The 26,388-nt window shown below is 51.6% G+C and carries 31 protein-coding genes; 12 read left to right on the top strand and 19 right to left on the bottom strand.

The features are described 5' to 3' along the window. Positions 1–3 precede the first annotated feature (3 nt). The 5 genes from AACU94_RS02930 to AACU94_RS02910 form a co-directional block, all read right to left on the bottom strand. A complete protein-coding gene (locus tag AACU94_RS02930; protein ID WP_000868175.1) occupies positions 4–207 on the bottom strand; it encodes a tail protein X in 204 nt (67 codons plus the stop codon). Continuing rightward, positions 207–671: a head completion/stabilization protein gene (locus AACU94_RS02925; RefSeq protein ID WP_000673523.1), complete on the bottom strand. Its 465-nt coding sequence runs from the start codon at positions 669–671 to the stop codon at positions 207–209. Before AACU94_RS02925 ends, AACU94_RS02930 begins: the two co-directional genes overlap by 1 nt. Positions 672–766: 95 nt before the next feature. Continuing rightward, entirely contained in the window at positions 767–1,417 is a 651-nt protein-coding gene (locus AACU94_RS02920) for a phage terminase small subunit (RefSeq protein ID WP_000059183.1), read from the bottom strand. Positions 1,418–1,420: 3 nt separating this feature from the next. Then, positions 1,421–2,479, bottom strand: coding sequence for a phage major capsid protein, P2 family (locus tag AACU94_RS02915; RefSeq protein WP_000742496.1), 1,059 nt, complete (start codon positions 2,477–2,479; stop codon positions 1,421–1,423). A gap of 16 nt (positions 2,480–2,495) precedes the next feature. Further along, positions 2,496–3,329: a GPO family capsid scaffolding protein gene (locus AACU94_RS02910; RefSeq protein ID WP_135488911.1), complete on the bottom strand. Its 834-nt coding sequence runs from the start codon at positions 3,327–3,329 to the stop codon at positions 2,496–2,498. A gap of 142 nt (positions 3,330–3,471) precedes the next feature. On the opposite strand from AACU94_RS02910, the gene AACU94_RS02905 reads away from it, so the two are divergent. Beyond that, positions 3,472–5,238, top strand: coding sequence for a terminase ATPase subunit family protein (locus tag AACU94_RS02905; RefSeq protein ID WP_001098422.1), 1,767 nt, complete (start codon positions 3,472–3,474; stop codon positions 5,236–5,238). Continuing rightward, complete coding sequence (locus AACU94_RS02900; RefSeq protein ID WP_135488910.1) at positions 5,238–6,275, top strand: phage portal protein; 1,038 nt, start codon at positions 5,238–5,240, stop codon at positions 6,273–6,275. The genes AACU94_RS02905 and AACU94_RS02900 overlap by 1 nt, the downstream gene beginning before the upstream one ends. A 616-nt stretch (positions 6,276–6,891) precedes the next feature. Here the strand turns inward: AACU94_RS02900 and AACU94_RS02895 are convergent. From AACU94_RS02895 to AACU94_RS02840, 12 genes are all read right to left on the bottom strand, one after another. After that, positions 6,892–7,632: a GIY-YIG nuclease family protein gene (locus tag AACU94_RS02895; protein ID WP_240726429.1), complete on the bottom strand. Its 741-nt coding sequence runs from the start codon at positions 7,630–7,632 to the stop codon at positions 6,892–6,894. A 191-nt stretch (positions 7,633–7,823) separates the two neighbouring features. Then, positions 7,824–8,057, bottom strand: a complete 234-nt coding sequence (locus AACU94_RS02890; RefSeq protein ID WP_135488908.1) for a DinI family protein — start codon at positions 8,055–8,057, stop codon at positions 7,824–7,826. Positions 8,058–8,067: 10 nt separating this feature from the next. Continuing rightward, the gene (locus tag AACU94_RS02885; protein WP_103253965.1) at positions 8,068–8,256 is read right to left on the bottom strand and encodes a hypothetical protein; all 189 of its coding nucleotides are present in this window, start codon (positions 8,254–8,256) and stop codon (positions 8,068–8,070) included. A gap of 158 nt (positions 8,257–8,414) precedes the next feature. Beyond that, positions 8,415–10,829, bottom strand: a complete 2,415-nt coding sequence (locus AACU94_RS02880; RefSeq protein ID WP_135488907.1) for a replication endonuclease — start codon at positions 10,827–10,829, stop codon at positions 8,415–8,417. Beyond that, a complete protein-coding gene (locus tag AACU94_RS02875; RefSeq protein WP_135488906.1) occupies positions 10,826–11,683 on the bottom strand; it encodes a DNA adenine methylase in 858 nt (285 codons plus the stop codon). The genes AACU94_RS02880 and AACU94_RS02875 overlap by 4 nt, the downstream gene beginning before the upstream one ends. After that, positions 11,680–11,982 carry a DUF3850 domain-containing protein gene (locus AACU94_RS02870; protein WP_053902321.1) on the bottom strand — a complete coding sequence of 101 codons (303 nt, stop codon included), beginning with the start codon at positions 11,980–11,982 and terminating at the stop codon, positions 11,680–11,682. Before AACU94_RS02870 ends, AACU94_RS02875 begins: the two co-directional genes overlap by 4 nt. After that, positions 11,979–12,206 carry a TraR/DksA family transcriptional regulator gene (locus AACU94_RS02865; RefSeq protein ID WP_000752613.1) on the bottom strand — a complete coding sequence of 76 codons (228 nt, stop codon included), beginning with the start codon at positions 12,204–12,206 and terminating at the stop codon, positions 11,979–11,981. Before AACU94_RS02865 ends, AACU94_RS02870 begins: the two co-directional genes overlap by 4 nt. Further along, a complete protein-coding gene (locus AACU94_RS02860; protein WP_001244163.1) occupies positions 12,206–12,439 on the bottom strand; it encodes a DUF2732 family protein in 234 nt (77 codons plus the stop codon). Before AACU94_RS02860 ends, AACU94_RS02865 begins: the two co-directional genes overlap by 1 nt. 67 nt (positions 12,440–12,506) lie before the next feature. After that, positions 12,507–12,848 carry a DUF5347 domain-containing protein gene (locus AACU94_RS02855; protein ID WP_000963473.1) on the bottom strand — a complete coding sequence of 114 codons (342 nt, stop codon included), beginning with the start codon at positions 12,846–12,848 and terminating at the stop codon, positions 12,507–12,509. Beyond that, positions 12,812–13,012: a phage filamentation protein Fil family protein gene (locus AACU94_RS02850; protein ID WP_000956182.1), complete on the bottom strand. Its 201-nt coding sequence runs from the start codon at positions 13,010–13,012 to the stop codon at positions 12,812–12,814. The genes AACU94_RS02855 and AACU94_RS02850 overlap by 37 nt, the downstream gene beginning before the upstream one ends. A gap of 7 nt (positions 13,013–13,019) precedes the next feature. Continuing rightward, a complete protein-coding gene (locus AACU94_RS02845; protein ID WP_020937144.1) occupies positions 13,020–13,529 on the bottom strand; it encodes a phage regulatory CII family protein in 510 nt (169 codons plus the stop codon). 32 nt (positions 13,530–13,561) lie between these two features. After that, entirely contained in the window at positions 13,562–13,810 is a 249-nt protein-coding gene (locus tag AACU94_RS02840) for a Rha family transcriptional regulator (protein WP_135488905.1), read from the bottom strand. A 116-nt stretch (positions 13,811–13,926) separates the two neighbouring features. On the opposite strand from AACU94_RS02840, the gene AACU94_RS02835 reads away from it, so the two are divergent. The 9 genes from AACU94_RS02835 to csiR all read left to right on the top strand — a co-directional run bounded on the left by AACU94_RS02835 (position 13,927) and on the right by csiR (position 25,203). Beyond that, positions 13,927–14,559: a phage repressor protein CI gene (locus AACU94_RS02835; RefSeq protein WP_135488904.1), complete on the top strand. Its 633-nt coding sequence runs from the start codon at positions 13,927–13,929 to the stop codon at positions 14,557–14,559. Between the two features lie 2 nt (positions 14,560–14,561). After that, a complete protein-coding gene (locus tag AACU94_RS02830; RefSeq protein WP_001547641.1) occupies positions 14,562–15,587 on the top strand; it encodes a site-specific integrase in 1,026 nt (341 codons plus the stop codon). 369 nt (positions 15,588–15,956) lie between these two features. Further along, positions 15,957–17,212 (top strand): IS3 family transposase gene (locus AACU94_RS02825; protein WP_135488903.1). Its coding sequence is split into 2 segments (ribosomal slippage): positions 15,957–16,308 and positions 16,308–17,212, totalling 1,257 coding nucleotides; the frame shifts between segments, so codons are not numbered across the junction. Positions 17,213–17,765: 553 nt separating this feature from the next. Continuing rightward, positions 17,766–18,743: a glutarate dioxygenase GlaH gene (gene glaH, locus AACU94_RS02820; protein ID WP_135488902.1), complete on the top strand. Its 978-nt coding sequence runs from the start codon at positions 17,766–17,768 to the stop codon at positions 18,741–18,743. 19 nt (positions 18,744–18,762) lie between these two features. Further along, positions 18,763–20,031, top strand: a complete 1,269-nt coding sequence (lhgO, locus tag AACU94_RS02815) for an L-2-hydroxyglutarate oxidase (protein WP_135488901.1) — start codon at positions 18,763–18,765, stop codon at positions 20,029–20,031. 22 nt (positions 20,032–20,053) lie between these two features. Further along, on the top strand, positions 20,054–21,502 hold the full coding sequence (gabD, locus tag AACU94_RS02810; protein ID WP_135488900.1) for an NADP-dependent succinate-semialdehyde dehydrogenase: 1,449 nt from the start codon (positions 20,054–20,056) through the stop codon (positions 21,500–21,502). Positions 21,503–21,515: 13 nt separating this feature from the next. Next, positions 21,516–22,796, top strand: a complete 1,281-nt coding sequence (gene gabT, locus AACU94_RS02805) for a 4-aminobutyrate--2-oxoglutarate transaminase (protein ID WP_135488899.1) — start codon at positions 21,516–21,518, stop codon at positions 22,794–22,796. 326 nt (positions 22,797–23,122) lie between these two features. Then, on the top strand, positions 23,123–24,523 hold the full coding sequence (gabP, locus tag AACU94_RS02800; protein WP_135488898.1) for a GABA permease: 1,401 nt from the start codon (positions 23,123–23,125) through the stop codon (positions 24,521–24,523). A gap of 20 nt (positions 24,524–24,543) precedes the next feature. After that, the gene (gene csiR, locus AACU94_RS02795; protein WP_130217237.1) at positions 24,544–25,203 is read left to right on the top strand and encodes a DNA-binding transcriptional regulator CsiR; all 660 of its coding nucleotides are present in this window, start codon (positions 24,544–24,546) and stop codon (positions 25,201–25,203) included. A gap of 6 nt (positions 25,204–25,209) precedes the next feature. On the opposite strand, the gene kbp is transcribed toward csiR, so the two are convergent. Both kbp and AACU94_RS02785 read right to left on the bottom strand, forming a co-directional pair. Beyond that, positions 25,210–25,656: a potassium binding protein Kbp gene (gene kbp, locus AACU94_RS02790; protein ID WP_064529911.1), complete on the bottom strand. Its 447-nt coding sequence runs from the start codon at positions 25,654–25,656 to the stop codon at positions 25,210–25,212. 82 nt (positions 25,657–25,738) lie between these two features. Continuing rightward, positions 25,739–25,897, bottom strand: coding sequence for a YqaE/Pmp3 family membrane protein (locus AACU94_RS02785; RefSeq protein ID WP_000508177.1), 159 nt, complete (start codon positions 25,895–25,897; stop codon positions 25,739–25,741). A 182-nt stretch (positions 25,898–26,079) separates the two neighbouring features. Between AACU94_RS02785 and AACU94_RS02780 the strand changes: the two genes are divergently transcribed. After that, the gene (locus AACU94_RS02780) at positions 26,080–26,379 is read left to right on the top strand and encodes an ArsR/SmtB family transcription factor (protein WP_130208087.1); all 300 of its coding nucleotides are present in this window, start codon (positions 26,080–26,082) and stop codon (positions 26,377–26,379) included. Positions 26,380–26,388 lie beyond the last annotated feature (9 nt).

Here is a 26,388-nt window from a genome sequence, read left to right as displayed (position 1 = left end):
AATTCAGTCCCATAGCTGGACGGTCTGCACGGTGGTGGTAGTCGGAATGTCCGGCAGCTCCACCTGCAGCCCGTGAGGTAAAAAGGGGCCGTATTCGGCAAGCCCCGGGTTTGCCTTCAGTACCTGCTCCGTGACACCCTGCGTGCGCCCGTAATGACGCCAGCAAAGCGCGTCCACCGTGTCATACTGATGCGCACGCACTTTCATCAGATAAGCTCCACTGTGCAGTGCGGCGCATCCTGTACCCGGCTGATGGCCCAGCGGGCGTCACGCCACAAATCACCGCTTGCTTCCGCCAGTTCCTCGCCTCGCTTCACACCCGATGCCGTGGCGTCATAGTCCTGGTATCGTTCGTTGAGCATGGCGCGTGCCCAGCAGTAAACCGCGTTGAAATAGTGCTGAATGCGCTCACTTTTGCCGTCCAGCTGTTCCGCCGGAACCTCAGCCAGCGACGCATACCCCAGCATCTGCTGACGTCTGCGAAACTCATACAGCTCTGCGTTGACCTCCGAAATTGCCGACAGCGCAACCTGCTTTAAACGCGGCTGCGTCACCGTGCCGTCAGTGCGCATGACACTGCGAAACTCCGACAAGTCCACATCAGGCCAGAACGGCGTATTCCTGATGATTTCCGCCTGTTCCGGTGCCTGTTCTGGCGCAACAAACTTCATGCTGCTTTCTCCTGAAATAGAGGGCGGTGGACGGGGTTTTGATGTGGCAGTGCCTTTCGCCACCCCGTGCCGCCCGTGCGCGGGGGCACGTTCTGTCAGCGGCTGTCATTGCGCAGTCTGCGCTCCAGCTGCTGTTTGTCTTTTTTCACGCCACAGCGGGGATCGAGCTGTAACGCATGGTTGAGATGATTAAGGGCGGAAGCCGGATTGCTTTCACTCAGGACAGCGCCAATCGCTTTATGCAGACGCGCCCGTGACTGGTCCGGCATATCCAGACCGTCTGTCAGCTCCAGCGTCTGCAACAACAGATCGGCATCAAAGCCGGTGGCGGCAAGTATTGCGCTCTGCGCGGCGTCTGCCATTTCCTCTGCCAGCACGGTCTGCACGTTGCGGTTACCCAGCGGCATCACCCAGCCATGACGCAGGGCATGACGCCCGATCTCCAGCGCCCCGGCATAATCTCCGGCATCAATACGCCACAGCATCACGTACATCAGCACGTCATCCTGTTGAGCGCCTCCGGCAGCCAGAACACCCTCCGCCCAGGCGGCGTACTTCGGCAACAGCTCCACTTTGATTTCCGCTTTTTTGACCGTGGACTGAACGCCCTTGAGACGGCGGCGGTCTTCCGCCAGTTGCAGCAGCATCAGGTCATAGCCCGACGCGTGGCGAACGCTGCCGCCCTCACGGGCGGCCTGTTCAGCCTGAACGCGCAGGCGATGCTGCCGTGCGGGACTCAGGCTCATGGGTTACGCTCCGGCTTCTGCTGCGGCGGCGCTAAAATCGCCAATCTGGATGTTTTCCACCAGTGCAGCGCAGCGGTAGTCCTCAACCACATAGGCTTCGTTAACGGATTCAAAGTTTTCAATCCGGTCACGTTTCGGGTTGTCGATAACTGAACGGCGGCGGGTGTCTTCCTGCCAGTAGATGGACAGGTTATCCAGACGGGTGATCAGCAGCGCATTCGGCGGGAAGAACGGCGCACGCACGGCCTGCAGGCCACCCATGCGTTTCTGGCTGATGATCATATCTGCAGCCAGTTTTTCACTGTTCTCCTGCTCTTTGTTGACCAGCGGGAAATACTTGTCAGACAGCAGTTCACGACCGCAAATCACCACCAGATCGTCATCGTCCTGGTAGACCACGTCGATAAGCTCATTGACCGCATCCATCACTACAGCGTCCAGGTTGGCATATTCGCCACCTTTGCCGACTTTCACTGCGCCCGGTGTGGTTTCACCGCCCGTGGTGGTGCTTCCCATGACGTGATCCGGTGCATCCTCACGGATTTTCTGCAACCAGCCTTTGTTCACATCCTGCAGCAGCGGGTTTTCGCTACGGTTAGAGGTTTTCGCGCGCTTCACGCCGTTAAAGCCGATCATGATGCGGTCCAGTGCCTGACGTTTCACGATGGCGTCACGGATACGCACCTGGAAATCCTGAAACTTCGCCCACAGATCCAGCTTCGCGTAGGTCAGCACCGTGTCAAAGTTGGTCTGCTCGCATTTATATTCCACATCGACCATCAGGGTCGGATCGACGGGTTCACGCTCTTTCGCGGAGGTATCAGTGGTTCCGGCAATGGTACTACCAACACCCAGCCCCAGCAGCTGACCGGACTGTTCAGTCACTGGCGTGACGTTAATCAGCGTCAGGAAAGCGGCGGACTGCTGGATCTGGTCTTCCAGCGTCTGCTGTACAGACGGCTCCACGGTGAATTTGCTGGACAGTTCTTCAACTGCCACACCGTTCAGACGTGCCAGCTGCTGCAGGTAAGCGTTAAAAGCAAAGCGGGTATTCTTCTTCATCAGGTTTTGTGCTCCATCAGCAATTGGTCAGAGTGTCAGCGGGGGCGTTACCGCCTGTTGCACGCTGGCGGTAGTCCTGGCGGCTGTCTTCATGACTCAGCTTATTCACCAGTTCGTTAAAGGCGGTTTGCTGCTCCTGCAGAGCAGTCTCCAGCTCAGACAGGCGTTCTTCCTGCTCAGACAGGGATTTTTCGGTGCGTGCGTTCAGGTTCTGCTGCTCAGTGGCGACCAGCTCCACGGCCTTATGCACATCAGAGAACCGGGCATCGTCGGACTGCTCTTTTTTGGTGAACAGCGCCGTGACACGGGTAAACAGGGACGGCTTGTCCTCCTGGATTTCTTCCAGTTCGATCACCGTTTCCTCTGCAGCGGTAAAGAGATTGGCAGGATTCTGCTTGCGGTTTGCCAGCGGGTTATGGGCTGCACTGGCGCTGAATGTCAGCATTTCCGTACCCAGACTGGCAGGGTCATCAGTGGCAGCCAGGCCGACCAGGTAGGCTTTGCCCGTATCAGCGAACTTCGGGCTGACTTCCATAGATGTGAATAATTTCTGGCCTTTTTTCACCAGTTCCACCAGGGACTCCGTTGGCTCAACGTCGGCATACAGCGCCATCTTGCCTGCCAGCGGACCTTCCGTGATTTCTTCAGCAAACAGCGCCGTCACCTTGCCGTAGCGGTTAAAGGTGCTGTCCGGCAGATAAGACTTGATGTGCTCAAGGTTAATCAGCGCGGTATACACCGCCGGGTTGTAGCTGGCTGCCATCTGTTCCAGCCATTCACGCTGGATTTCGCGTCCGTCGGTGGTGGCACCTTCCACCCCGATGCGAAAACGCTTTGCTTTCACTGTCATGAGCCGTGCTCCGTTAGAAAAAACTTACTGGAGCCTTATGGTTGCGGTGATGGGGGCAGTGAAACAATGCGCGGTATTTGTACCGACAACCACACAAACCGCAGGCGGGGAAAGCCTTCATTCAAGGCTGTAGGTTTGTGCCATGAACACCACACTGACACCCGCAGATCTCGATCCCCGTCGGCAGGCCATGCTGCTGTACTTTCAGGGATACCGCGTCGCCCGCATTGCTGAAATGCTGGGCGAGAAAGTTGCAACCGTTCACAGCTGGAAAAAACGCGACAAGTGGGGTGACTATGGGCCGCTGGATCAGATGCAGCTCACCACCGCCGCACGCTACTGCCAGCTCATTATGAAGGAGCACAAAGAAGGGAAAGATTTCAAAGAGATTGACCTGCTGGCGCGCCAGTCGGAGCGCCACGCGCGGATCGGCAAGTTTAACAATGGCGGCAACGAAGCCGACTTAAACCCTAACGTCGCCAACCGCAACAAAGGCCCGCGCCGTCAGCCGGAAAAGAATGTCTTCACCGATGAACAGATTGAGAAGCTGGAAGAAATCTTCCATTCCTCCATGTTCAACTACCAGCGCCACTGGTGGGAAGCCGGAAAAACCAACCGCATCCGCAACCTGCTGAAGTCACGCCAGATCGGCGCGACCTTTTACTTTGCCCGTGAAGCCCTGATTGACGCCCTGCTTACCGGGCGTAACCAGATTTTCCTTTCCGCCAGCAAGGCTCAGGCCCACGTCTTTAAACAGTACATCATCGACTTCGCCAAAGAAGTGGAAGTGGAGCTGAAAGGCGATCCGATGGTGCTTCCTAACGGGGCCACACTGTATTTCCTCGGCACCAATGCCCGCACTGCCCAGAGTTACCACGGCAACCTGTATCTGGATGAATATTTCTGGATACCGAAATTCCAGGAGCTGCGCAAAGTAGCTTCCGGTATGGCTATTCACAAAAAATGGCGACAAACCTATTTTTCCACGCCATCCAGCCTGACCCACAGTGCTTATCCGTTCTGGTCCGGTGCGCTGTTCAACCGTGGGCGCAACAAAGCCGATAAGGTGGACATCGACCTGTCCCACAACAATCTGGCCCCCGGCCTGCTGTGCGCAGACGGGCAATACCGCCAGATAGTCACCGTGGAAGATGCGGTGCGCGGCGGCTGTAACCTGTTCGATCTCGACCAGTTGCGCATGGAGTACAGCCCGGACGAATACCAGAACCTGCTGATGTGTGAGTTCGTGGACGATCTCGCATCCGTGTTCCCGCTCAGCGAGCTGCAGGCGTGCATGGTGGACAGTTGGGAAGTCTGGACCGACTTTCATGCACTGGCGCTACGCCCGTTTGGCTGGCGCGAAGTGTGGATCGGTTATGACCCGGCAAAAGGTACGCAGAACGGCGACAGCGCCGGATGCGTGGTGGTGGCACCGCCAGCCGTGCCGGGCGGTAAGTTCCGCATTCTTGAGCGTCACCAGTGGCGTGGGATGGACTTCCGCGCCCAGGCTGACGCGATCAAAAAACTGACCGAACAGTACAACGTGACCTATATCGGTATCGACTCGACCGGCGTTGGTCACGGGGTTTATGAGAACGTGAAAGCGTTCTTTCCTGCCGTCCGGGAGTTTGTCTACAACCCCAACGTTAAAAATGCCCTGGTGCTCAAGGCCTACGACATTATCAGCCACCGCCGTCTGGAGTTTGACGCCGGGCACACCGACATTGCGCAGTCATTCATGGCAATCCGTCGCGCCACCACCGCCAGCGGCAACCGCCCGACCTATGAAGCCAGCCGCAGCGAAGAAGCCAGCCATGCCGATCTGGCCTGGGCAACAATGCACGCACTGTTTAACGAACCGCTGCAGGGCGAGTCCGCCAATACCAGCAATATTGTGGAGATTTTTTGATGAAAGAACATATCGCGCCAGGCGAAACCGTAACTGCAGAAGAAACTAAAAAATCCGTTGCGGAGGCTTTCAGCTTTGGTGATCCCATTCCTGTACTGGACCGCCGCGAACTGCTGGACTATGTGGAATGCGTACAGATGGATCGCTGGTATGAGCCGCCCGTCAGCTTTGACGGACTGGCGCGCACCTTCCGCGCCGCCGTGCACCACAGCTCCCCGATCAGTGTTAAGCGTGACATTATCAGCAGTACCTATATTCCACATCGCCTTCTCAGCCAGCAGGCATTTACCCGTTTTGTGCAGGACTATCTGGTTTTTGGTAACGCCTACCTGGAGAAACGCACGAACCGCTTTGGTGAAGTTATTTTGCTGGAGCCTGCACTGGCAAAATACACCCGACGCGGGCTTGACCTTGAAACATACTGGTTTGTGCAATACAGCCTGACTACACAGCCGTATCAGTTCACAAAAGGTAACGTCTTCCACCTGATGGAGCCGGATATCAACCAGGAGATTTATGGTCTGCCGGGTTACCTTTCTGCCATTCCGTCAGCTCTGCTCAACGAATCCGCCACGCTGTTCCGCCGCAAGTATTACATTAACGGCAGCCACGCAGGCTTCATCATGTATATGACCGACGCCGCACAGAACCAGGAGGATGTGAACAACATCCGCAAGGCAATGAAAAGTGCTAAAGGACCGGGCAACTTCCGCAACCTGTTTATGTACTCGCCTAACGGCAAAAAAGATGGCATTCAGATTATCCCGTTGTCGGAAGTCGCGGCGAAGGATGAATTTCTGAACATCAAGAACGTCAGCCGCGATGACATGATGGCGGCTCACCGCGTACCGCCGCAAATGATGGGCATCATTCCCAACAACACTGGCGGCTTTGGTGATGTGGAAAAAGCGAGCCGTGTCTTCGTCCGCAATGAACTGATGCCACTGCAAAAGCGACTGCAGGAGCTGAATGACTGGCTGGGTGAAGAAGTGGTCCGCTTCGAACCCTACACATTAGATATTTCTGTAAAAGACTGATGACTGATAAATGCAGTTGCCCTGGCTGCGAACGACAGCGCAAAGGCTGTCCCGGATACCAGCCATGCTCGAAAGGTAACACTACCAAAAATTATTTACCGCCCCCCAGGAAACGATAACACCAACCTAAGCGCCTCAGCAGCATTCTGCGGGGGCGTTTCTTTTTGCCCTGACATCTTCCCCCCCCCATCAAATGAGGCCGCCAGCGGGCCAGAGGCTGTGCCGGATTTTGGCCATTTTACCCCGTTGCGCGCGCTCGTATCCCCGCCACGCCTGCCCGCTTTATGTAGTGATTTTCATGCACCTGCATGACATAAGCAAAAGCCCGCCAGTTCTGGCGGGCCTCAGCAAAAACGATCCTCAAACGATCATGCGGATTCATGCGGCATAGACATGCACTAACGAGTGGGGTGAAGGTACGTATCTGATTGACCACTTGAAAACCGACACATTCGAGCTATCAAAGCTAACGGAATGCTGTGAGTCAGGGGCGGAAGTTCACGGTCTGCTGCTACCCGATGTGCTTTGATAATATCTGCGTATTTGATTGGAAGTGCTCAGATCGCCCCACAGAACTTTTCAGGCTGATACGACCGTAGGAAGGAAGAAACACTTTTTATTTTAGCTTCATCATGTTTTGTGTGATCACTTCGAAAGGAACGATATCACCAATTATGTAATTGAGTTGAAAATACTGTCTGAGCTCAACGCCCCCCATAATGCGGGGTGAACCAGTCTGATTGGCAGTTCGGTTAATCATTGCAGTGATGGAAGACGTACCATCACGAAGAACAATTTTAATGTTCTCTCCGTCTTTACCAAAATGTTGAGAACTTACTACCGGCACATTGAAGAATCCTCTACGCCAGTACGTATCTGTCATATTGAAAGTGAATTGTTTGATACTGCTATGTGTGATGATTTCAGTTTCAGATGATACTAATTCCTCACTCTTCAAGACTGGGCTCTGAATTCCATTCCATTCAGGACGGATAAGACTAATGATTGAATCCTCAAGCCCAGCAGCAAGATTCAAGTGAAATTGCCCATAGCGCATTAGTCCTGAATCTGGAAGCACCAAGATATCTACGGCAACATTGTTAGATAGCATCTCAATAATGTTAGCGTTATTTTTTATATTCGTAGATTGGGAAGGGCCAGGACGTGAATAATGGTACATCCTGTTACGTAGTAGACGAGTGGTTTTACCAACGTACTTTACCTCACCATCACAAACAAATGCATAGAGGTTGTTCTTCACATCTGTGAATCTGTCATCGAGATGATATTTCAGGCTGCCGTCTATAATCTGCCAGAATCCTACCTTGATAAAACCAATCTCAGTCAAACGATTCATGTTAGGGCTCCATATGGGAAGAGTAAAAGCATTATACATACTGAACTCCTCACCAGTTTGATGTCAGTAACGTTCGCTTCTGACTCTAAACGGACTATTGCTTATCAAAATATCCGCCCACCTTACGCCTCGTTTCACTCGTTGCCCAAACCAGCCCCCATCAGAATGAATCCTCCTGGGGGCAACGTTTCTTAATGCAGCCAGCTGTCGTCTTCCCATACCTGCTGCATAATTTTCATCACTTGTTTTTTTTCTTCGTCCAGTTTCAGTCCGCTCAGTTCCACACCGTTAGAGCTACCTTTGCGGATGCGGATTACCGTTTTTGGATACAGGGGGCGCAGATTGCGGTAAAGCTCGGATTCAAGGGCATCCAGGGTAGACTGGCTAATTTTTTGCTCTTTATCGATCATTATTTCAATGCGCATAAATTACCCCTCAGTTAACAACATCCATTGAGCGGTTATATTCGTGGGTTCTGATTTTTGCCATGAGTTCATCCGTCAGTTCTGAAATCCAAAGCAGCGCAAGCTCTTTTTCCTGATCACTACATTCACTGGCCACTACAAGCTTAAGAAAAAAATCAATTCGCTGGAGTTTCAACGACTCTAAAAAATAATCCTGCATCTTCCCTCCTATCTCACTGTGGGTAGATAATACTGTATACTTAACCACTGGTTTTACATACAGTACATAATAATATCGTTAAAGTAAAAAGTTTTTTTAAAATCAATAGGATTTATCCTTTGCTTATTATTTAGAGCATTAATTGTTAATCAGCGTAATTAATACAGGTTCCGCCATTTATCATCTTCCTGGATACGCTGGTTCCGATAGAAGATACGCAGGCCTGCTCCTGACGGAATACTGCCGCCGCGAAGGAGTAAATCGACCTCTTTCTCGCTGCCATCAAATCCTCTGGACTTCAGTTCATAGACGAGCTGCTGACGCTGACGCTCTGTAATTCGCTGTTTGTAGTCTTTACGCCGTTTCGGTTTAACCAGGCGTAATCTTGCTGCCAGTTCCCGGCGCTCTTTTTTGCTCATACTGTGCAGGTAATCGTGCAACTCCTTGTCATCCATGCGGGTGATATCCGTTCTGGTATCCCCATCAGCTGATTTGTCTTTCCCTTGTTGGTTCATATTTTCAGCAAGGGGACAGTTATTGCCACGAGTCCAAGGGGCGCAAGCGCCCTGGTCGGCTGCCGCCTCCTGAACGTCAACGGCCTTACGAACCATTTTCCACTTCACCGCATGAGTGCAGATCTTGCCCTCTGCAATGGGTGACCAGATGCCATAAATACGAATACCGTGATCGCCATAGGCGGTCGGCTCTTCGTTGATTTCATAAGCGGTTCTGATGAGGTGATATTTACGGGGAACCAGTACACCGCCCTGCTTCATAATGTAGGTGGCAAAACAGCCAGCATCAGCAGCAGCCAGAATGGCATCAAGGCGCGGGTTATCCAGTACTGGCGCACCTGCTTTTTTGTCACCCTGTTGCCTTGCCGCCTGACCAGCCAGCAAGCGAAGTTCACGGTACACCTGACGCCCCGGAATACCAAAGAAGCGGAACTGCTGAACACGATGCAGAGACGCCCAGGCATTAACGTATTCGGCGTTATCACGCAGGGATTTACCCGTTTCCTTGCTGATCTCGCCAGCCAGACCACGTCCGTCAATGTTCTTACTGATGTATTTCGCGATGTAGCTTGTCGGCGTTCCTTTGCGCGGGTTTATCAGCTCAGACTTAAAGCGTGGCCCCGTGTTATTGCCCAGCTCCTCGCGGTCTTCACGGATGGCAAACTTACGCAACAATGCAGTAATGGCGCGGCGGTCTTTTTTGCGCATGAAACACATGAGATGCCAGTGCACAGTACCGTCATGGTGCGGCTCAGCCACCCGCACGCCATACCAGCGCAGCCCGGTTTTATGCATTGCCTTACGAAATGCAGCAAACATGCCGACCAGATAATCACTGCTTTGTCTTACCGTCGCATTTGTCCAGGTCGGGTTGGGCCTGCCGTTATTTAGCGTGGAATGGAAACGTGACGGACAGGTGATGGTGTAGAAAACGGCGCAGTCACCGCGCATTTCCGCGATAAGCTCCAGGCCTTTAACACAGGCCATCATCTCATTGCGGCGATGCGCAGGGTTGCTGCTGCTGGCGTTTACCACATCCTCCATGTCCAGCGTGTCGCCGTCTTCGTTCACCAGTTCATGAGAACGAAAAAACTCCAGCGACTTACGGCGCTGCTCACGTTTATGCATCACGGCTTCATAGCTGACATAGGGAGATGCTTTTTTGCTGACCAGGCAGACAGCACGCAACTGCTCTTCCCGCCATTCGCAACGCATCTTCCATAATTTCCGATACCACCAGTCGGCGCATAACATACGCGCCAGCGAACCCGGAATGAGTTCATAGGGCACGGGTTTACGGCGGTTTCTTTTCCGACGGAGTTGCTCAAACGCAGGCGGGATAACATCCAGTCGCAGGGTTTCTGCTGCCACCTTTTCCCATGTCTTGCGGATTTCTTCTGGCTTAACGTCATCGGTGGCATACAAATCACCACAAGCGGCATCAAGACACATGCTCATATGCGCAGCGACAAGAGTAGACAGGCGTTTCACCTGATCCTGACTCATTTCAGGCAGGATCAGCAGGCCGTCCAGCCCTTCATGGCTCGCCATAAAGCGAAAAGAAGTGGATAGCTGACTGTCGCGGACATGCTCCAGCCGTTCCAGACATGGCTTAATCGTCTCACGCAAATAGCGGGAATAAGCCTTTGGCCTGCCCAGGCTGCTGAAGTATTCAATACGTTGCATCAGCGGCTTGCTGATATGGGAAGGCTGGGCGTTAACGTCCGCCAAAATGACCATGTCCGGATTAAAACGCTGCTGCTCATGCGCCAGCTTTGCCCGGCTAATTAGCTTATCCTGCTCCATTTCGCGTTGGACAGGATCACGGGATTCATTAAAGAAATAACGCTCCCAGACCTGATCACTCAGTGCCTCGCGGCGCAGTTGTTCCTTCTCGTTATCGGTAGCGTACAGAGTGATCAGGTTTGAAAGCGCAGAAACCGGCGCAACTTCCGCCGGGTCCAGATAAGGGTTAATGGCCTTTTTCGGGCTGTTCCATGAGAATGCTGCGGCGACCTCGTTAAAGCCGCTGCAGTTGTTCATATCAGCATGGCTCATGCACGCACTCCGTACACGGCAGAACTATCCACGCCACGCGAAGGATCAAATCCCACCCAGCAGCGCGGCCCGGAAACAGCGATGATTTCTGTTGCAGATTTACTCTCACCAGCTGCTACACCGATGCTGCGTTTTGCCTTGATGTAGTGGTGAGTAAAATTGCGATACAGCGAACGGATCAGGGATGTGTCACTGTTAGAAACAATGACCGGATGTCCTTCTGATGACCGATGTTCAAGAACGGATGCCAGGTGATACTGGTCATCTTCAGTGAAGCCGTCAGTGTGATAGCCGGAAAACGTACCGTCATAAGGCGGATCGCAATACACCACATCCCCCGCCTTCAACATCGCCAGCGTTTCATCAAAGCTGGCGCAGATAAACGTTGCCCGCTGGGCTTTCTCTGCAAATGCGCGAATTTCTTTTTCAGGGAAATACGGATTTTTATAATTACCGTACGGAATGTTGAAATGCCCGCTCTTGTTATAGCGACATAACCCACGGTAACCATGACGATTGAGATACAGGAAATATACCGCTTTCATGAAATCAGTAATTTCAGTGGAGTAATTAAACTCCTGCCTTATGTTGTAATAAGCCACATCCCTGTTTGCTTCCTCAAATAAAGCTCTGGCACGAGATATAAACGCCTCGCAATCAGCAGCAACCTTTTTATAGAGGTTGATTAAATCAGGATTAATATCCGCAACAAGATAGCTGGGGTAATCCGTCTCCATCATCACAGCACAGGAACCCGCGAAAGGTTCAACCAGTCGCGGGCCAGCAGGAAGATGTTTTTTCAGTTCGGACATAATGGCGGTTTTATTTCCCGCCCATTTCAGGATGGTGCTCATACAGCACCTCCTGCAATAACATATCCTAAAGCTTCCAATGGGGTTAATGGACGAATTGATAGCATCACCCATTGTTCTGAAACTACCATGACGTCATTAACCGGAAGTATATGAGTGATAACAGCAGCCCATTCTCTACCCGTAAATACGCCATGCTTCCATTCGCAAAGAGAAAGAACATCACCAACTTTATAGCCACGATCGTCTTTACGAAGTTCAGCCGTCTTTTGACCTGCAACCACAGCGTTGAAATACTTAGGTGCAATTTTTAATTGATGGATACGTACTGCCCTTGTCATACAGCACCTCCGTTGTAATGTTTGCCTTTCAGCTCTGCAATTTCCTGGCAGGTAATGCAAAGCTGCACACCCGGAATGGCACGGCGGCGTGCTGGCGGAATTGGCGCTTCACACTCAATGCAAAGCACGCGAGACACGCCCGGTGTTTTGGCACGGGCAGCACGGATATGGCGCTGGCGTTCTTCTTCAACGCGCTGCTGTACGAGATCCATTGCATCAGCCATTAGTGGATCTCCTGCGCTTCGTTCTGGATTGCTTCAGCAGTCACACGCAGCAGTTCTGCCGCTTCCACGTGGTTTAGCTGACGGGATGAGATATGACACGCCAGGCTATCAAGGCGAGCTGCCATTGCTTCAGCCCTTGCCCGGCGTTCTTCCAGACGAGCCTCTGTCAGTAAAATATTAAGCCCTGCATCATCCGGTCCGGTTTTAGTCGTGAGGATTTCAATATTACGCATAATCAATTCTCCTGAATTTAGATAAAGGGATGCCCGGCGGGTTTACGCCATTAATTTCATTAGTTGGTTAATTCGGCATGGTTAGCCGTCTGGGAAATAAGCTCACCACTGCACGAAAATGATTCATTGCTTTAATCAACTCCCGCTTTTCGTCAGTGGTCAGCTCATTGATGCTGATGCTATGACGTTCAGCCGGAATTTTTGCCATAAAGAATATGGCTGCCAGTGCTCGTTTATTTTGTTCGTTATTGATATCCCGTGGATCACGCATATCTTTAATAAACCGCTCAAGCTCTGACTCAATATTCAGGCCAAATACTTTCGCCCTTAACTCCGCAATGTGGTTAAGTCCATTCAGGCGTTCACCGGGGCTTAATGGAACAGTCGCCGCAGCGCCTTCAATAGCCATTTGTTCCCCCGTTTTTTCGTAGATAGTTCTGCCAGCAATTCATCTTGTGAACGGCACGGATGCCAGCGTTTACCATCCTCCCCCATGATCCAGCCGTGACCGTAGTGCATTGCCGGGCTCTGTTTTACCAGCAGCGATGCAAATGATGGTTCTTTCGTCAGCATAAGCACCTCACAGCAAACCGAATGAAGCACCGAGGCCAGTCACGGTATCAACTGCACTCGCCATCGCAGGATTAGCCTGTAAACGGGCCTGCAATGAAACAGCAGCCAGCGCCATCAGTCGTGTAACAGAGTTAATGCTGCTGATCGCATCACGACGGCCTGCACTGGTTTTTACATCGCCAGAAACAGCACCTGCAGCAACACGCCCGATCTCTGCGGTTGCACTCATGACGTAATGTGGCAGTTTCTCTTTTGCTACCTCATTAATCGGTACACATGGCAGACAATGAATCTGTGCCAGAAAACCATCTACCAGTGTTGAGTCTTCTGTCAGATCAGTAAGCAGCCAAATTTCTGGTGCAGTAAGCTGATGCGGTTGTTCTGGGTTGAGTTTGTTTCGCAGTGTCTGAACATTCATTTCTGCACGTTCTGCCAGCTTCGCCATATTGTGACGTAATGCAAAAGCTCTACAGGCTTCATCAAAATGCGGATGTTTGGAAATCTTGTAATCAAACATGCTGCCCCCTTAGAAAGTTCTCATAATTGAACTTAGTCACCAACGATGACATTAAAGTTGAAATTGGATTGGCCCATATTTTTCCTGACTTGTTCCTTTTTGTACTCAAGGTAACGTATACATACTCTGTCTTTTACTTTTTCCTTTTTTTCCATGAATTTAGCGAGCTTTCCATTATGAATCATTTGATATACCGAACCGCGAGAGTAGCCTTCCCATTCCGCGAACTCTGCTGGTGTCGCCATCACTTTTGGTACACGAATTGAAATGTCGTTGCTCATAGTGCAGTATCTCTTAGTTTGTAATCGTCTCATCTCGTTTTATGTGGTTTGGTTTTGCTTTTCAAACCATGAATGGATATTAAGATCGCATTTTATATACGTCAAGGAGTTTGATTATGAGTCTAATCAAGGGTGGAAATGATAGTGGGGGTCGTGATGCCATCAACAGGCTGATAAAAGCCTACAATTTCAGCTCACGCCAACAGCTCTGCGAACACTTAAAAGTATCAAAAAGCACCATGGCAAACAGATACTTAAGAGATAGTTTCCCAGCAGAATGGGTAATTCAATGTGCTCTAGAAACCGGGATCTCGCTTCTTTGGTTGGCAACCGGACAGGGTGATATGTATGCAGATAACGGTGACGCAAACATTCTCAAAAATGATAATGACGTCACAATTAGACCACTTTCTAAAATCGTAGCTCCCAGTATCAAATACACAGAGTTAAGAAATGGTGAACTTCAATCATATGACGAAATTTTATTAGATAGCAGATTGGTTGAGGGCGACTCGTCAAACTATCTATTCATACAAACGACAACAGAAAGTTTTATTGTTGATGTATCTGTAAAACAGATCAGTAATGGCTCCTGGCTTGTTGATATTGATGGAGTGAAAAGCATCGTAAAAGTAGCTCGAATTCCCGGAAATAAACTTGTTGTTCATCAGGAAGAAACAACCTTTGAATGTGCAGTTGATGACGTAGACGTTGTAGGGCGTGTGGTAAAAGTGATTAAGAGTATCTAATCATGACGATCAGAAAACAGCCGAACGGAAAGTGGTTATGTGAATGCTACCCAAACGGGCGAGATGGCAAACGCGTACGCAAACAATTTGCGACGAAAGGCGAAGCCATTGCGTTTGAGAATTTCACCATGGACGAGGTAAACAAGAAACCTTGGCTGGGAGAAAAGGAAGATCGACGACAACTGTCAGAAGTGATTGAGCAATGGTATTCCCTGTACGGTCAGACACTCGCTGACCCTAAGCGATTAATGGCTAAGTTAAAAATCATTTGTAATGGGCTTGGTGATCCCATCGCTTCTGAATTGACAGCAGGTGATTTCACAAAGTACCGGGAAGCCAGATTAAAAGGTGAGGTCAAAAACGAAGATGGCGTGCTCATGTCACCAGTTAAGCCCAGAACGGTGAACCTTGAACAACGTAACCTATCCTCAGTTTTTGGCACATTGAAAAAGCTGGGACATTGGTCTGCACCCAACCCCCTCGCCGGTCTGCCAACGTTCAAAATTGCAGAGGGTGAACTGGCGTTCCTTGCTGCTGATGAAATCAAACGCCTGCTTGACGCATGTGCTGAATCTCAAAGTCCCAGTCTGCTAATGATTGCCAAGATTTGCCTGGCAACCGGGGCAAGATGGAGCGAAGCCGAAAACCTGCAAGGTAACCAGATATCAAAGTATCGAATTACCTATACCAAAACAAAAGGAAAGAAAAACCGAACAGTTCCTATTTCTCAGGAACTGTATGAAGAATTACCCAAAAATAGAGGAAAGTTATTCACACCATGCCGAAAGGCTTTTGAGCGTGCGGTAAAACGAGCTGGAATTGAACTACCTGAAGGTCAATGTACCCACGTTCTGCGCCACACTTTCGCCAGCCACTTTATGATGAACGGCGGAAACATTTTGGTATTGAGGGATATTTTAGGACACGCTGATATTAAAATGACCATGATTTATGCCCATTTTGCACCGGATCATCTGGAAGATGCCGTTACCAAAAACCCACTTCATAACCTCAACTGGCATCGCTAATAAATGGCGGCATTTTGGCGGCGGAACACTAAAAACAAGTAAAACAAGCAAATACAGATTAACACTAACATCATGATTTAAAATGATAAAATATGATTTCGTTAGTGTAAAAATGGTATGTAGGAATTTCGGACGCGGGTTCAACTCCCGCCAGCTCCACCAATCATGATTGGATGGTGTTATCACAACAAAAACAGGAAGTTAGAAGTCTCATCAGGACACCGACCAGACGGTGAGGAGACAAAAAAGGATACGCAACGGAGTCGCGACTCCCTGTGACATTAAAGCCCGCTGATGCGGGCTTTTTTATTGGTCCTGACCCGTCCTGAATAGCGTTGACACGTTCCTGACTTAAATCTGGAGAACGTGATGATGACTGAGCTCAAACGCACCCAACGTGATTATCCTCTATCTTTTAAAATAGCTGTTGTTGAGCAGGTTGAAAAAGGCGAGATGACCTATAAACAGGCCCAGCAGCGGTATGGCATTCAGGGGCGCTCCACCGTTCTTGTCTGGTTACGTAAATATGGCCGGCTTGACTGGAGTCCTGGACTTCCTGACCTGGTGAAGAGGAAACTGCCTGTGACTCAGACAACTATCCCGCTCACACCCGAGCAAAGAATCAGGGAACTTGAAACGCAGCTTGAGCTGGCGAACCAGAAAGCTGAGTTTTTTGAATCAGTTATCAATGTCCTGAAAAATGATTACGGGGTGAGTATCGTAAAAAAGCGGCCCGGCAAGTCCTCGCGCAAAGTCCGGTCCCCAAAATAACTGTTACGCGTGCCTGTCTGTTCCTGGGACACAGCAGACAGGCATGGTATCAGGACAACGCAAGGCGCAGAAAACGGCAGGAACATCATGCTCAGGTTCTTGATTTTGTTGCCCGTGTCAGATGTCGTCAGCCTCGAATCGGTGCGCGTAAGCTGCACTATCTGCTGAACACTCAGGCCGATAAAAGACTGAATATCGGGCGAGACAGCCTGTTTAACCTGCTCGATGAATACCGACTCCTGGTGCCAGTAAAACGGGCATATCACAAAACGACCAACAGTCATCATCGCTTCTACCGACATCCAAACCTGCTCAAACCAGGCCCTGAACAGGTTACCGCTCTTGAACCAGAACAGGTCTGGGTCGCCGATATTACTTACCTTCCACTGCGCAATGGCACGGCCTGTCTGAGTCTGGTCACCGATGCCTGCTCCAGAAAAATTATGGGCTACCATGTTGGGGAAAACCTGCAGACAGAAAATGTGGTAAAAGCGTTCAGACAGGCGCTGAAGCTGAGAAAAACGACGAGTCCCCTGGTGCATCATTCTGACAGAGGGCTGCAATACTGTTCAGCTCTTTATCAGTCAGTTCATGAAAGAAACGGAATAACCTGTTCAATGACTGATGGTTATGACTGCTACCAGAACGCACTGGCTGAGCGAATAAACGGTATCCTGAAAAATGAGTTTTTACTCTCGCGTCCTGCAGACCTGGCGCAGGCCCGGGAAATGGTCAAAGAATCCGTAGCAACTTATAACCATGAGCGGCCACACCTGGCTCTGAAATACAAAACGCCCGATGACGTTCATCAGGCGTTTTACAGACAGAAAAGTGTCAACTTATATCAGGACTAGTCATCCAGATTCCATCGTGTGTAAACCCCATTCAATTACAGTCCAGACATATACAGCATCCCTCAGGTCAGTATCAGCTTCTCGAAAAATGGTAACTGTCATTAACCCGTTGCCAGAAATAGAAAAATTAGCCTCCATAGCCAGTCTTCCCGGAATCTGTTTGTTCATTAAGATTGTTATCGATGTCATCAAATAACATCGGTTGAATGGGAGTGTTCTTGCTCACATTAGTCGATACGGAACTCAGTAAGTTGAAGTAACTCCGAACTCTGAAAAAGCAGTTTAAATAGCATTTCAACAAATGAGCAAACAAATGCCATCAGGTCGAAAACTGGATAAAACCGAAATTAATATATTGTTTTAATTATATATTTATATTCAGCCCAATTCTTATCCCTTACATTTTTTGTTATTAATTTGTTGTTTTTGATCACAATAAGAAAACAATATGTAACTTTTGTGCGCATTTTTCAGAAATGTAGATATTTTTAGATTATGACTACGAAATGAGCATCGCCATGTCACCCTACATCTCATAAGAGGATCGCTTCTGATGAATGCACTGACCGCCGTACAAAACAACGCTGTCGATTCAGGCCAGGACTATAGCGGATTCACCCTCACCCCGTCGGCGCAATCCCCGCGTCTGCTGGAACTCACCTTCACCGAACAGACGACCAAACAGTTCCTCGAGCAGGTTGCCGAGTGGCCCGTGCAGGCGCTGGAGTACAAATCGTTTCTGCGTTTTCGGGTGGGTAAAATTCTTGACGATCTCTGTGCGAACCAGCTGCAACCGTTGCTGTTGAAGACGTTGCTAAACCGCGATGAAGGTGCGTTGTTGATCAATGCGGTGGGTGTCGATGATGTCGCGCAGGCAGATGAGATGGTGAAGCTGGCAACGTCGGTGGCGCATCTGATTGGACGTTCCAATTTCGATGCCATGAGCGGTCAGTATTATGCGCGTTTTGTCGTGAAAAATGTTGATAACTCAGACAGCTATCTGCGCCAGCCGCACCGCGTAATGGAGCTGCACAACGACGGCACCTACGTCGAAGAAATCACTGATTACGTACTGATGATGAAAATCGACGAGCAGAACATGCAGGGCGGAAATTCGCTGCTGCTGCATCTCGATGACTGGGAACATCTGGACCACTTTTTCCGCCACCCGCTGGCGCGCCGTCCGATGCGCTTTGCCGCGCCGCCGAGCAAAAACGTCAGCAAAGATGTTTTCCATCCGGTGTTCGACGTTGATCAGCAGGGTCGCCCGGTGATGCGCTATATCGACCAGTTCGTCCAGCCGAAAGACTTCGAAGAAGGCGTGTGGTTGAGCGAGCTTTCCGATGCCATTGAAACCAGCAAAGGCATTCTTTCTGTGCCCGTTCCCGTTGGCAAATTCCTGTTGATTAACAACCTGTTCTGGCTGCACGGTCGCGACCGCTTTACCGCGCATCCGGATCTGCGTCGTGAACTGATGCGCCAGCGCGGCTATTTCGCTTACGCCACTCACCACTACCAGACGCATCAGTAAGCGCAAAGGAATTGAGCGGATGTATGATTTTGTGATTATTGGCGGCGGCATCATCGGCATGTCGACCGCCATGCAACTGATTGATGTCTATCCGGATGCCCGCATTGCGTTGCTGGAAAAAGAGTCCGGCCCGGCCTGTCATCAGACGGGCCACAACAGCGGCGTGATCCATGCCGGGGTTTATTACACGCCCGGTAGCCTGAAGGCGCAGTTTTGCCTGGCGGGAAACCGCGCCACCAAAGCCTTTTGCGATCAAAACGGCATTCGCTACGACAACTGCGGCAAGATGCTGGTTGCCACGTCCGATCTCGAAATGGAACGGATGCGCGCCTTATGGGAACGCACAGCGGCGAACGGTATCGAGCGCGAATGGCTAAACGCCGACGAACTGCGCGAGCGCGAACCGAATATCACCGGGCTCGGCGGTATTTTTGTGCCGTCCAGCGGCATTGTCAGCTATCGCGAAGTGACGGCGGCGATGGCAAAAATCTTCCAGGCCAGAGGCGGTGAGATTATCTATAACGCCGAAGTCAGTGGCCTTAATGAGCATAAAAACGGCGTGGTGATACATACCCGCCAGGGCGGCGAATATGAAGCATCGACGCTGATTAGCTGTTCCGGGCTGATGGCTGACCGGCTGGTGAAAATGCTCGGCCTCGAACCTGGCTTTATTATCTGCCCGTTCCGCGGCGAGTATTTCCGCCTTGCGCCGGAGCATAACCACATTGTTAACCACCTGATTTACCCCATTCCCGATCCGGCAATGCCGTTTTTGGGCGTGCATCTCACCCGCATGATCGACGGCAGCGTCACCGTCGGGCCAAACGCGGTGCTGGCGTTCAAACGCGAAGGCTATCGCAAGCGCGACTTCTCATTTAGCGACACGCTGGAGATTTTGAGCTCGTCGGGGATTCGCCGGGTGCTGCAAAACCATCTACGCTCAGGACTGGGCGAGATGAAAAACTCGCTGTGCAAAAGCGGCTATCTGCGGCTGGTGCAAAAGTATTGTCCCCGGCTTTCGTTAAGCGATCTCCAGCCCTGGCCTGCCGGTGTGCGGGCTCAGGCGGTATCGCCGGACGGCAAGCTGATTGACGATTTTCTGTTTGTCACCACCCCGCGCACGATCCACACCTGCAATGCGCCCTCCCCGGCAGCGACATCAGCAATTCCTATTGGTGCGCATATTGTCAGCAAGGTACAAACGCTATTGGCAAGCCAGAGTAACCCCGGACGCACGCTGCGAGCGGCACGTAGTGTGGATGCCTTACACGCCGCATTTAATCAATAACCTTTGAAAACAGGAAGTAACAATGAAACTTAACGACAGTAACTTATTCCGCCAGCAGGCGTTGATTAACGGGGAATGGCTGGACGCCAACAATGGCGAGGTCATCGACGTTACCAATCCGGCGAACGGCGACAAGCTGGGTAGCGTGCCGAAAATGGGCGCTGATGAAACCCGCGCAGCTATCGACGCCGCCAACCGCGCCCTGCCCGCCTGGCGTGCGCTCACCGCCAAAGAACGCGCCAATATTCTGCGTAACTGGTTCAATTTGATGATGGAGCATCAGGACGATTTAGCGCGCCTGATGACCCTCGAACAGGGTAAACCGCTGGCTGAAGCGAAAGGCGAAATCAGCTACGCCGCTTCCTTTATTGAGTGGTTTGCCGAAGAAGGCAAGCGTATTTATGGCGACACCATTCCCGGTCATCAGGCCGATAAACGCCTGATTGTTATCAAGCAGCCGATTGGCGTTACCGCCGCTATCACGCCGTGGAACTTCCCGGCGGCGATGATTACCCGTAAAGCTGGCCCGGCGCTGGCGGCAGGCTGCACCATGGTGCTGAAACCCGCCAGTCAGACGCCGTTCTCTGCGCTGGCGCTGGCGGAGCTGGCGATCCGCGCGGGCGTTCCGGCTGGGGTGTTTAACGTGGTCACCGGTTCGGCGGGCGCGGTCGGTAACGAACTGACCAGCAACCCGCTGGTGCGCAAGCTTTCGTTTACCGGCTCGACCGAAATTGGCCGCCAGTTAATGGAACAGTGCGCGAAAGACATCAAAAAAGTGTCGCTGGAGCTCGGCGGCAACGCGCCGTTTATCGTCTTTGACGATGCCGATCTCGACAAAGCCGTGGAAGGCGCGCTGGCCTCGAAATTCCGCAACGCCGGGCAAACCTGCGTTTGCGCCAACCGTTTATACGTGCAGGACGGCGTGTATGACCGCTTTGCCGAAAAATTGCAGCAGGCGGTGAGCAAACTGCACATCGGCGACGGGCTGGATAAAGGCGTTACCATCGGGCCGCTGATCGATGAAAAAGCGGTAGCAAAAGTGGAAGAACATATTGCCGATGCGCTGGAGAAAGGCGCGCGCGTGGTTTGCGGTGGTAAAGCGCACGAACGCGGCGGCAACTTCTTCCAGCCAACCATTCTGGTGGACGTTCCGGCTAACGCCAAAGTGTCGAAAGAAGAGACGTTCGGCCCTCTCGCCCCGCTGTTCCGCTTTAAAGATGAAGCCGATGTGATTGCGCAAGCCAATGACACCGAATTCGGCCTTGCCGCCTATTTCTATGCCCGTGATTTAGGCCGCGTCTTCCGCGTGGGCGAGGCGCTGGAGTACGGCATCGTTGGCATCAATACCGGCATTATTTCCAATGAAGTGGCCCCGTTCGGCGGTATCAAAGCCTCGGGTCTGGGTCGTGAAGGTTCGAAGTATGGCATCGAAGATTACTTAGAAATCAAATATATGTGCATCGGTCTTTAACTGGAGAACGCGAATGAGCAGCAATAAAGAGTTAATGCAGCGCCGCAGTCAGGCGATTCCCCGTGGCGTTGGGCAAATTCACCCGATTTTCGCTGACCGCGCGGAAAACTGCCGGGTGTGGGACGTTGAAGGCCGTGAGTATCTTGATTTCGCGGGCGGGATTGCGGTGCTCAATACCGGGCACCTGCATCCGAAAGTGGTTGCGGCGGTGGAAGCGCAGTTGAAAAAACTGTCGCACACCTGCTTCCAGGTGCTGGCTTACGAGCCATATCTGGAGCTGTGCGAGATTATGAATCAGAAGGTGCCGGGCGATTTTGCCAAAAAAACGCTGCTGGTCACCACGGGTTCAGAAGCGGTAGAGAACGCGGTGAAAATCGCCCGCGCCGCCACCAAACGTAGCGGTACTATCGCCTTTAGCGGCGCGTATCACGGGCGCACGCATTACACTTTGGCGCTGACCGGCAAGGTAAATCCGTACTCTGCGGGCATGGGGCTGATGCCGGGCCATGTTTATCGCGCGCTTTATCCTTGCCCGCTGCATGGCATCAGTGAAGATGACGCTATCGCCAGTATCCACCGAATCTTCAAAAATGATGCGGCGCCGGAAGATATCGCCACCATCGTGATTGAGCCGGTTCAGGGCGAAGGCGGTTTCTACGCCGCAACGCCAGCCTTTATGCAGCGTTTACGCGCGCTGTGTGACGAACACGGGATCATGCTGATTGCCGATGAAGTGCAGTCCGGCGCGGGGCGTACCGGCACGCTGTTTGCGATGGAGCAGATGGGCGTGGCGCCGGATCTCACCACCTTTGCGAAATCGATCGCGGGCGGCTTCCCGCTGGCGGGCGTCACCGGGCGCGCGGAAGTGATGGATGCTGTCGCACCGGGCGGCCTGGGCGGCACCTATGCGGGTAACCCGATTGCCTGCGTGGCGGCGCTGGAAGTGTTGAAGGTGTTCGAGCAGGAAAATCTGCTGCAAAAAGCCAACGACCTGGGGCAAAAGCTGAAAGAAGGGTTATTGGCGATCGCCGAAAAACACCCGGAGATCGGCGACGTACGCGGGCTGGGGGCGATGATCGCCATCGAGCTGTTTGAAGATGGCGATCACAGCAAACCGGACGCCAAACTCACTGCCGAGATCGTGGCACGCGCGCGCGATAAGGGCCTGATTCTTCTCTCCTGTGGCCCGTATTACAACGTGCTGCGCATCCTGGTACCGCTCACCATTGAAGACGCACAGATCCGTCAGGGTCTGGAGATCATCAGCCAGTGTTTTGATGAGGCAAAGCAGTAGCACCGCACCATGCCGGAGGCGACGCTTACGCGTCTTGTCCGGCCTACGGGGATCCTGGTCGGATAAGGCGTTTGCGCCGCATCCGACAATCGGCACACCATGCCGGAAGCGACGCTTTGCGTCTTGTCCGGCCTACGAGAATCCAGGTCGGATAAGGCGTTTACGCCGCATCCGACAATCTGTACGTGAACAGGAACAAATCTATGTCGGCCGGATAAGGCGGAGCCGCTCTCCGGCAAAAAGAATCAATAACAATTAAACGCGTGACCCGACGCGGGAAATGTCGGGGCGCTCTCCCAAGTGACACACTTTCGAGAGGATTCAGGATGGGGCAATCATCGCAACCACATGAGTTAGGCGGCGGGCTGAAATCACGCCACGTCACCATGTTGTCTATTGCCGGTGTTATCGGCGCAAGTCTGTTTGTCGGTTCCAGCGTCGCCATCGCCGAAGCGGGCCCGGCGGTATTACTGGCCTATCTGTTCGCCGGGCTACTGGTGGTTATGATTATGCGGATGCTGGCGGAAATGGCAGTAGCCACGCCCGACACCGGCTCCTTTTCCACCTATGCCGATAAAGCTATTGGCCGCTGGGCGGGCTATACCATCGGCTGGCTGTACTGGTGGTTTTGGGTACTGGTTATCCCTCTGGAAGCCAACATCGCCGCCATGATCCTGCACTCGTGGGTTCCCGGCATTCCCATCTGGTTATTTTCCCTCGTCATTACCCTCGCCTTAACCGGCAGTAATTTATTAAGCGTTAAAAACTACGGCGAATTTGAGTTCTGGTTGGCGATATGCAAAGTGATTGCCATCCTGGCATTTATTTTCCTCGGCGCAGTGGCGATTAGCGGTTTTTACCCATATGCAGAAGTGAGCGGTATTTCAAGATTATGGGATAGCGGCGGCTTTATGCCCAACGGCTTCGGGGCGGTATTAAGCGCGATGCTGATCACCATGTTCTCGTTTATGGGCGCGGAAATTGTCACCATCGCCGCCGCAGAATCCGACACGCCGGATAAACATATTGTTCGCGCCACCAACTCGGTTATCTGGCGTATCTCTATTTTCTATTTGTGTTCTATTTTTGTCGTCGTGGCTCTCATTCCGTGGAATATGCCAGGACTGAAAACCGTGGGTTCCTACCGTTCCGTGCTGGAGTTGCTGAATATTCCGCACGCCAAATTCATTATGGATTGCGTTATTTTGCTGTCGGTAACCAGTTGCCTGAACTCGGCGCTGTATACTGCGTCAAGGATGCTCTACTCCTTAAGCCGTCGCGGGGATGCGCCCGCGTTAATGGGTAAAATCAACCGCAGTAAAACCCCGTACGTGGCAGTATTACTCTCCACCGGCGCAGCGTTTTTAACGGTGGTGGTGAACTATTACGCGCCTGCGAAAGTGTTTAAATTCCTGATCGACAGCTCCGGCGCTATCGCCTTGCTGGTTTATTTAGTCATTGCCGTTTCGCAATTACGGATGCGTAAAATCCTGCTGGCGGAAGGCGGCGATATTCGCCTGCGCATGTGGCTTTATCCGTGGCTCACCTGGCTGGTGATTGGCTTTATTACTTTTGTGTTGGTGGTGATGCTATTCCGTCCGGCTCAACAGTTAGAAGTGATCTCCACCGGCTTATTAGCGATAGGGATTATCTGTACCGTGCCAATTATGGCTCGCTGGAAAAAGCTAATAATGTGGCAAAAAACGCCCATTCATAATACGCGCTGATAATGATCAGGAGTCACACCATGACCATTACCTCTCTGGATGGCTATCGCTGGCTGAAGAACGATATTATTCGCGGCAATTTTCAGCCGGATGAAAAATTACGGATGAGTTTGCTGACATCGCGTTATGCACTTGGCGTTGGGCCGTTGCGGGAAGCGCTTTCGCAACTGGTGGCAGAACGACTGGTCACGGTGGTGAATCAAAAAGGGTATCGGGTGGCGTCTATGTCAGAGCAGGAGTTGCTCGATATTTTCGATGCCCGCGCCAATATGGAAGCAATGCTGGTGAGTCTGGCGATTGCCCGCGGTGGCGATGAGTGGGAGGCTGACGTTCTTGCGAAGGCACATCTGCTCAGTAAGCTTGAGGCCTGTGACGCCAGTGAGAAAATGCTTGATGAGTGGGATCTGCGTCATCAGGCGTTTCATACTGCAATTGTGACAGGCTGTGGTTCTCACTATTTGCTGCAAATGCGTGAACGGTTGTTTGATCTGGCGGCGCGCTATCGCTTCATCTGGTTGCGGCGAACGGTGCTTTCCGTGGAAATGCTGGAAGATAAACACAACCAACATCAAATTTTAACCGAAGCTGTGCTGGCGCGGGATGCCGCGCGCGCCAGTGAGTTAATGCGCCAGCATTTGCTGACGCCGATTCCCATTATCCAGCAGGCGATGGCGGACTAACCGCTATTACTCTGGAATACGCAACACTTGTCCCGGATAAATTTTATCCGGGCTTTTCAGCATCGGTTTATTCGCTTCGAAGATTTTATTGTACAGATTGGCGTTACCGTAGACCTGTTTGGAAATGGCGCTAAGAGTGTCGCCAGACTTAACGGTATAAAACTGGCTGGCAGTGGCTGGTGTCGCAGTTTTTACCTGATCGTCGACGCTGGCGATACCAGAAATATTCCCCACCGCAACAAGGATTTTTTCCTTCGCTTCCTGGCTCAAACCATCACCAGTCACCGTCGCTTTGCCATCGGTAATTTGGATATTTACTTTATCGGCATCTGGAATGCCGGTTTTGTTCAGATGCTCCTGCACCTTCTTCGCCTGATCGTCTTTATCATGCTGACCAGTAACTGTATCCCAGAGCTTTTCTCCGGCATCTTTCACAAAATTGAACAGACCCATAGTTACCTCGTTCGTTAACGGAAACACTCAGAAAGTGTAGCAGAGGAACGCGGCGTACTAACGCCGCGGAGTAAGCACAGAGTTAATCGCGGGTTTGCACCCAGAAAGCGTGAATTAAACCAGGGATATACCCAAGCAGCGTCAACAAGATATTAATGATGAACGCCCAACCAAATCCTTTGCCCAGCAGCACGCCGAGCGGCGGCAAAATGATGGTGATGACGATTCTCCAGAACCCCATATGTACTCCCTATAAGAAAATTAACCATTGTTTAAAAAGAGATTTTATCTCCTAAACGAAATAATTTTAGCGGAACCTGCCAGTTTCAGCCTACGCGTTTACCCTCATTTACGCTGCTGACGCTGGTATACGTTGAACTTTTAGTTTAGAATTTACTTAATTTAGAAAACACTAAAATAACTATGACTGAGCTCGCCCAACTACAGGCCAGCGCCGAACAGGCTGCGGCCTTACTGAAAGCAATGAGCCACCCCAAACGGTTGTTGATTCTGTGCATGCTTTGCGGATCACCAGGGACCAGCGCCGGAGAACTGGCTCGCATTACCGGACTTAGCGCCTCCGCCACGTCACAGCATCTGGCTCGCATGCGTGACGAGGGACTTATTGACAGCCAGCGGGACGCCCAACGCATTCTTTATTCCATTAAAAATGAGGCGGTAAATGCCATTATCGCCACCCTGAAAAATATCTATTGTCCGTAAGGAGTGACG

Origin of the sequence: Escherichia sp. E4702 (genome assembly GCF_963883545.1) — a bacterium.
Lineage (GTDB): Bacteria > Pseudomonadota > Gammaproteobacteria > Enterobacterales > Enterobacteriaceae > Escherichia.
Note: the sequence above shows the minus strand (reverse complement) of the source record. Positions and strands in the feature narration are given on the sequence as shown.